5 protein-coding genes and 1 pseudogene are annotated in these 7,101 nt (G+C 63.9%); 2 read left to right on the top strand and 4 right to left on the bottom strand.

Annotation, left to right across the window (positions count from 1 at the left end):
• The 4 genes and pseudogenes from EN879_RS18230 to EN879_RS18215 form a co-directional block, all read right to left on the bottom strand.
• A pseudogene (locus tag EN879_RS18230) lies at positions 1–2,521 on the bottom strand (calcium-binding protein); the annotation flags it as partial.
• 195 nt (positions 2,522–2,716) lie between these two features.
• Positions 2,717–3,244, bottom strand: coding sequence for an AraC family transcriptional regulator (locus EN879_RS18225; RefSeq protein WP_063168904.1), 528 nt, complete (start codon positions 3,242–3,244; stop codon positions 2,717–2,719).
• Positions 3,245–3,607, bottom strand: coding sequence for a hypothetical protein (locus tag EN879_RS39015; protein WP_063168905.1), 363 nt, complete (start codon positions 3,605–3,607; stop codon positions 3,245–3,247). It abuts the gene before it with no gap.
• A gap of 613 nt (positions 3,608–4,220) precedes the next feature.
• Positions 4,221–4,421 (bottom strand): hypothetical protein, encoded by a 201-nt coding sequence (locus tag EN879_RS18215; protein WP_082826544.1) that lies wholly within the window; start codon positions 4,419–4,421, stop codon positions 4,221–4,223.
• Between the two features lie 308 nt (positions 4,422–4,729).
• Between EN879_RS18215 and EN879_RS18210 the strand changes: the two genes are divergently transcribed.
• Both EN879_RS18210 and EN879_RS18205 read left to right on the top strand, forming a co-directional pair.
• A complete protein-coding gene (locus EN879_RS18210) occupies positions 4,730–6,193 on the top strand; it encodes a phosphatidylserine/phosphatidylglycerophosphate/cardiolipin synthase family protein (RefSeq protein ID WP_024502662.1) in 1,464 nt (487 codons plus the stop codon).
• A gap of 108 nt (positions 6,194–6,301) precedes the next feature.
• Positions 6,302–7,101, top strand: an 800-nt coding sequence (locus EN879_RS18205; protein WP_206520962.1) for an endonuclease/exonuclease/phosphatase family protein, incomplete at its 3' end; no start/stop codon positions are given.

Genomic DNA, 7,101 nt, shown 5'->3' with positions numbered 1-7,101 from the left:
AGGTGCCCTGGAAGGCGTAGGTCGTGCCGTTGATCACCGCGCTGGGCGTGCCGACGGCGACGTCGGTGACACTGCCGGAGCCGAGCGCCACGGCGCCTGCGTTGCCGGCTGTGGCGTTGGGTCCCAACGCGACCGCATCCGCGGCGCTGGCATTCGCTTGCTTGCCGAGAGCGGTCGCTTGCCCGGCGGTAGCAAACGCGTTCTGGCCGACCGCGGTGCTGGACAAGCCTGTCGCGTTGGCATTCGGTCCGACGGCGGTGCTGAAGTCGCCCGAGGCCTTGGATATGTATCCAAACGCCGTTGCGTCGAGGCCGGAGGCACTCGCATTGTTGCCGGCCGCGATGGCGTTCGCCCCTGCCGCAGTCGAGAGAGGTCCGATCGCAACCGATTCCGCACCCGTCGCCGACGAATCCGCCGCCGTCGAATTGGCGTGGAAATACTTGATGCCGCCGACATTGATGTTGTTGACGACGGCGCCAATGGCGTCGACGGCCTGATTGGTGGCGAAGAGCTGCGAGCCGTTGATCGCGTCGGTCGAGAGCGCGCTGATCCGCCCCGCCGCCAGATTGGTGATGGTGCGCTCCGCACCGGGCGCGCCGATGCTGACCGTCGAGGTCGGGTTGGTGCCCTGGAAGGCGTAGGTCGTGCCGTTGACCACCCCACTGGCCGTGCCGACCGCCGTCGCGGTCACCGAGCCAGAGCCGAGCGCGACATCGCCGGAACTCGCTGCTGCCGAGGCGCCATTGCCGAGCGCGACATTGCCCGCGAGGCCGGCCGCACCGGCGGTCGAGCCGTTGCCCAGCGCCACGGAGCCTTGTCCGATCGCCTTGTTGTTGTTGCCGATGGCGACAGCACCGTTGGCCTGGTTGGCGGCGGTGGCGGTCGCGGTGCCGTCGCTGTTGGCGATGTTGTTGGCGCCGCCGGTGAAGGCGCCGGTGCCGCTGGCATAGCTGGGATCGCCGATGGAGACCGCGCCGTTGCCAAAGGCGGTGTTGCCGGACCCGATCGAGACCGCCTTGCCGCCGGTCGCCACCGCATTGGTGCCCATGGCCACCGCCTCGGCGGAATCGGCCTTGGCGCTCGTGCCCATGGCGATGGCGTCCTGCGCGCTCGCATTGGCCGACTTACCAACCGCGGTGCTGTTTATGCCGCTCGCCGTGGCGCCCAAGCCTAGCGCGCTCGCGCTCGCTGCGGTCGCGGTGGCGTTGTTGCCGAGCGCGGTCGCCGAGACGTCCGTGGCCTGGGCTCCCGAGCCCGCCGCGACCGAGCCTACTCCACTCGACACGGCCGAATTGCCCAGGGCCAATGCGAAATTGCCCGAAGCCGTGGCGACGTTGCCGAACGCCGCCGAGTTTGACGCCGATGCATTTGCCTGGGGACCGACGGCGGCGGCATTGAGGCCGGCGGCTTGGGCCTGGAAGCCCACGGCTGTCGAACTGGTACCACTCGCAACCGAGGAAGCGCCCATTGCGGTAGCGAAACCGCCGGAAGAGACCGCATTGGTGCCGATCGCGATGCTGTTGGGCAAGGCCGTGTTGGCCTGAACGCCCGCCTGCGCGCCTAGGCCGAGCGCGATAGACTGGTTGCCCCAGGCGCCGGCGTTCCTACCCATCGCCGTGGCGCTCGTGCCCGTCGACTGGCTTTGGCGCCCGATCGCAATGCTGTCAACCTGAGACGCCAGCACGTCCGTGCCGATGGCGACGGCGCTCTCTTGAAGGGCGCCCTTTCCCGCTGCGGTTCGGTTGCCAAGATTGATGGCGTTGATCGCGGTCGAGGTCGCCTGGAAGCCGATGGCGATAGAGTTCTGCTGGCTTGCGACGGCGCTATTCCCTTGGGCAAGCGCATCCAGCCCGGACGCTGTCGCCCCAAACCCGAGCGCGGTGGCGCGCAGCCCGGTCGCCCGGGTAACATAGCCGATCGCCGTCGAGTTCGTTCCGTCGGCGCGCGCGTTCAGGCCAAAGGCGGCCGAGCCTGCGGCTGCGACCGAGTTGACGCCAATGGAGCTTGCTCCGTCTCCGACAGCCTGGGCGTTCCCGCCTATCGCGAGGGCGTTGACGCCGTTCGCGCCGGAGATGACACCTATGCCTATGGCATTGAGGCCATTGACACCCATCGCATAGCCGATGGCGATCGTGCCGTCGCCCGTTGCACTGTTGGAGATGCCCAACGCCACGCTGTTATTGCCATTTGAGGTGGCACCATTACCGATGGCGACGGCGTTGCCGCCTGTCGCGGACCCGCCGCCGGCCTGATATTGCGCCTGAGCTGGCGTCGCAGCCATGCCGATCGCGAAGGCGCCCAGCATCGCGGCCGCCGCCGACATCCCGCCGACGCCCAGCGTCCCCAGCCCCAGGCGCTTGCGCCCCATGCCAAGCACGCTATGAGCCATGCGCAGCACCGCCATCAAGCGGCGGCGAACCGAGCGGGAGCGAGGATCGCCATTCGCGATCCAGTGCCCGGCGAAATGCGCCGCGCGATGCTGAACTAGAAGCGAGCCGTTCGAAATCTGATTGTCGGTCATGGTCCCTCTCCGCTGGCCGGCACGAAATGTCTGACAATTCCGCTCTATCGCAGGAAGACATGATTCCTGCCCGCGGTATTTCACGAAATTGCTGTCTTGTGAGAAAAGATCGGAGCAAACCGGCAGAGGTTAACAGCTCGTTACCTTAGAGACTGCTTTAAAACTAGGCAAACAAGCAATTCCATGAGCGCCGTCTCATCTAACCTTGGCGTTAAGCTTGCCCACCCGTAGCTGCAGCGGCGTCACCTGCCGGTATTTCTTCATGGCGGTGGTAAAATGGCTCTGGCTCGAAAATCCGCAGGAATGAGCGATGTCCGTGATGGTCATGCGGCTGTCGGCAAGCAGCCTTTCAGCGAGGTCCAGCCGCAAATCGAGAACATATTGATGCGGCGGCACCCCGAACGTCCTCGAGAAAGCCCGCATGAAGTGATAGGGTGAAAGACCGCAAACCGCGGCCATCTCGGCAAGCGCCAGCTTGCGCGTGAAGTTCTCGTTCAGGAATTCCTGCACGCGGCGCGTGCTGCGAACCGAAAGCCCGCCTTTCGCGTTGAGCGTCGGTTGTCGCGAATTGGGTCCGGAAACCGGTCCGGGGACACCATCCTCACCCGGCATTTTTCGGCCTCCTGATTCGTCCCAGATGAGGTTCAACCCTAGGCTTCCTTCCGCGTTCCCCTGAAAAACAAATCGTGATTGATCGAAGCTGACCGGCGTAGCCAACCCCATTCATGAGAGCGTTCCGGCCGGACGGCGTACAACGCGCGGACTGCATGACATTCCAGACGATTCCTGCGGAGCTTGGGGCGGATTTGCAGCAAGATGTATTCTGGAAAACGCCGCAAGGCGCCTGTTGCGGCCTGGGTGGGTGCGCAGCAGATCGGCCGGGTCGACCGTGCCGAAAGCAGGCGGATCGAGTTCGGCGAGATCGAATTCATGCACGGCCAATTGCGCCAGCGCTTCGGGAGCGATGGAAACGACGGCGTTCTCCCGGGTCAGGGACCAGGCCGGCTTGCTGTCCACACCCGCCGGATTGACGACGCGACATCCGGTCGGCGTATCGTACCGCGTGATCCGGTCGCTGCCGAGCAAGGCTCTCGATCGGCGTGCGGGCCGCAGCGCAATTCCAGTGGAATGCTCTTTGGCCGGGAATGTCTGCGAGACGGGATCGCGGGCTGAGTCTATGACACTCCGCGCCGCGGTGGCCCTCCAGGGGCCTGCGCTTTCAGGGATTATGTCCAGGACATATCGAGCTGTCCGTTCTCGATTGACGCCCTGGGAATTGCCGCCTTCCCGAGCATCGTCCGTATTTTCCATTGCCTGGCCTCAGCCGCTTGTCTGTCGCCTGAAATCCCCCTTAGCCCGACCCGGATCCAACGTAACGCACATGCTGTGGATAGTGAATAACATCCGTACGCAAACAAAAAATTTTGTTCGGGATAAAAGCCCCTCGGGGCGAGGAACCCAGGCCTTTAGGTCGCGACTACGGGTCAACAGGTTCCTCTGGACCCTTCGGCGCATTGGCTGACGGAGCATCAAACGAAAAACCCGCCTGCTCGGCGGGTCACTGGCGCAAATCAGCACCATGCACGAATATATACCTTAGCTGAGATCACCGTGTCAAGAAAAAATTCCTACCGCGAAAAGCTGCCGACGCAAAGCCGCGACACCGCCAGCAATGCAGAGCTACCAGATTGGCTACCGGTCATTGCAGATCGTCGCGACGATTCTCATACAAATCCCATGCAAGTTCGACAAACCCCAGAAGAACGTCCTCCTCGCTCCATCCGGCAGCGACGGCCGCCTGGACGATCTCGCGGACGAGAGGCAGCAATTGGCGTTGGCATTCTGCCGACGTGTCGGCAACTATGTCATCGCCGGGAGGTTCATCGAAGTTGAATTTCATCGTTAGGCGCCCCCCTCGCCATCAATCAAAGTGTTCATATCATTAAGTTCATTCATCCTGATATACAATAGAGGTCGCACCAAAGCATAAGAGGCTTCGGAGGCTCTGAGCAGAACAGGATGATGCCAGGCTCTATGCTTCCGCTAGGTCAGGTTTGTCCTTCTGAACAGGGTCCGTTGGGAAGCTTCTACCCATCAATCTCTGCGGCTGGTCGAAACCTTCGGCCAGGGCCGCATGCCACCATCCGGCGAATGCGCGGCAGGACCGGCCGCATTGCCTTCTGCAACCGCTCGCTGGATAGTCTCGGCATGTTGGCGACCCTGGCGACTCACTGGCCGCAAATTCTGGCGATCATCTCCGTGGTGATGGCGACGGTCGGCATCGTCCATGCCGTCATGACCAAGGAAGATGTGCGCGCCGCCACCGGCTGGGTCGGCGTGATGGTGCTGTCCCCGATCCTCGGCGTGCTGATCTACGCCGTCGCCGGCATCAATCGCATCCGCCGTGCCACGATCACCGCCCAGCGCCCGTTTGCCGACGGCGTGGTGTCCGCCAAGCATGAGCGCGACGTCGCTGTCGAAGAGGCCCTGATCGTCGAGCGATACGGGCAACGGTTCACGGGCTTGCGGACACTCGGCGACAGGGTGGCGCGGCGCGCGCTCAACCCTGGAAACGCAATCGATGTGCTGGAGACCGGCGACGAGGCCTATGCCGCCATGTGCGCGGCGATCGACGGCGCCGAGCGCAGCGTCCTGCTCGAGACCTATATTTTCGACAATGACGCCGTCGGCCTGCTCTTCGTCGAGGCGCTGGCCGGCGCCGTCCGGCGCGGCGTCACCGTCCGCGTGCTGATCGATGCCGTCGGCGCCCGCTACTCGGTGCCGAGCATCCTGGGGCATTTGCGCGAGGCCAACATCCCCGCCGACGTCTTCAACGGCAACATCGTCATGGGCCTGCGCCTGCCCTACGCCAATCTGAGGACCCACCGGAAGATCCTGGTGGTGGACGGCATCGCCGCCTTCACCGGCGGCATGAACATCCGCAAAGGCTTCTCCGCCGAATTCGCCGGCTCCAACAGCGCCAGGGACACACATTTCCGGGTGACCGGCCCGATCGTCGCCGACCTCTTTTCGGTCGCCGCCGAAGACTGGCGCTTCGCCACCAACGAGGCGCTGAAGGGCGACGCCTGGCGCATTGCCCCGCTGTCGCCGTCGCCAGGCGCACCGATGATGGTGCGGGCGGTCGCTTCCGGCCCGGATGCCAGCAACGAGACCAACCACAAGCTGCTGATCGGTGCGTTCTCGGTCGCCCGCAAGTCCATACGCGTGATGTCGCCCTATTTCCTGCCGGATCGGGAACTGATCAGCGCCCTGATCACCGCCGGCAGGCGCGGGGTCGAGATAGACATCGTGGTGCCGGCGGTGAACAATCTTTTCCTCGTCGACCGCGCGATGATGGCGCAGTTCGATCAGGTGCTCAAACACTATTGCCGTGTCTGGCGAACCGAGGGACCATTCGACCATTCGAAGCTGCTTTCGATCGACGGCGTGTGGGCCTATGTCGGATCTTCCAATCTTGACGCCCGATCGCTGCGGCTCAATTTCGAGATCGACTTGGAGGTGCTCGATGCCGGCTTTGCCAGCGAGATCGAGGCGCGGATCGGGTCGGCGATTGCCTCCGCCGTGCCGGTAACGCTGGAAGCCTTGCGAGCCCGGCCGTTCCTAATCAGGCTGTTCGACCGGGCATTGTGGCTCGGTTCACCCTATCTCTAAGGCGGAGGTGCGCTTGAGGAACTCGTCTGTCATGGAACATACGCCGAAATTGCCTATTTTGACTGTATCCGGCTTCTGAATTGAAGCCAGCGAGAACGAGCAGCACAGATGCACAGAATTGGACGCAGCCTCCCGGCAAGCATGCTTCTGTCCCTTCGTGACCGCCGGATGCAGAAAGCTAACGCCGCCGCACTCAAGACGACAGCCACCACCGGCACGCTGGTTGCCTCCTACAATGTCCATAAATGCATCGGCGTCGACAGGAAGTTCGATCCGGACCGGACCATCCGCGTCATCCGCGAAATCGATCCGGATGTCATTGCCCTGCAGGAAGCCGACAACCGCTTCGGCGACCGTGATGGTCTTCTCGACCTGCCCCGGCTCGAACGGGAAACCGGACTGGTTCCGGTGCCGATTTCCGCCACCGGCAAGGGCCATGGCTGGCATGGCAACGTCTTGCTGTTCAAGAAGGGCGTCGTTCGCGACGTGCACCAGATCAAGCTTCCGGGGCTGGAGCCGCGCGGCGCGGTGGTGGCGGAGATCGACCTCGATGGAAGCCGGACGCTGCGCATCATCGCCGCCCATCTTGGCCTGCTGCGCCGCTCCCGCTCCCAGCAGGCGCGCGTCGTGCTCGACCTGATGAACAGCCCGGACGAAAGACCGACCCTGCTGCTCGGCGACCTCAACGAATGGCGGCTTGGCAACCGCTCCGCTCTCAACACGCTGCATGCGACGTTCGGCCCGCAGCCGCCGGCGGTCCCCACCTTCCCGTCGAACCTGCCGCTGCTGGCGCTCGACCGGATCATGGCCAACCGGCATGGCATGATTGCCGCCATCGACGCGCATGACACGCCGCTTTCACGCGTTGCCTCCGACCACCCGCCGCTGACAGCTTTCGTGCGCCTGGC

Source organism: Mesorhizobium sp. M7A.F.Ca.AU.002.02.1.1, from assembly GCF_003998535.1.
GTDB classification, from domain to species: domain Bacteria; phylum Pseudomonadota; class Alphaproteobacteria; order Rhizobiales; family Rhizobiaceae; genus Mesorhizobium; species Mesorhizobium ciceri.
This window is presented reverse-complemented; position numbering and strand designations above follow the sequence as displayed.

Excerpts from the sequence above, each read along its gene's own strand:
- EN879_RS18225 (WP_063168904.1), bottom strand. The coding sequence starts at position 3,244 with ATGGGGTTGGCTACGCCGGTCAGCTTCGATCAATCACGATTTGTTTTT.
- EN879_RS18215 (WP_082826544.1), bottom strand. The coding sequence starts at position 4,421 with ATGAAATTCAACTTCGATGAACCTCCCGGCGATGACATAGTTGCCGAC.
- EN879_RS18210 (WP_024502662.1), top strand. The coding sequence starts at position 4,730 with ATGTTGGCGACCCTGGCGACTCACTGGCCGCAAATTCTGGCGATCATC.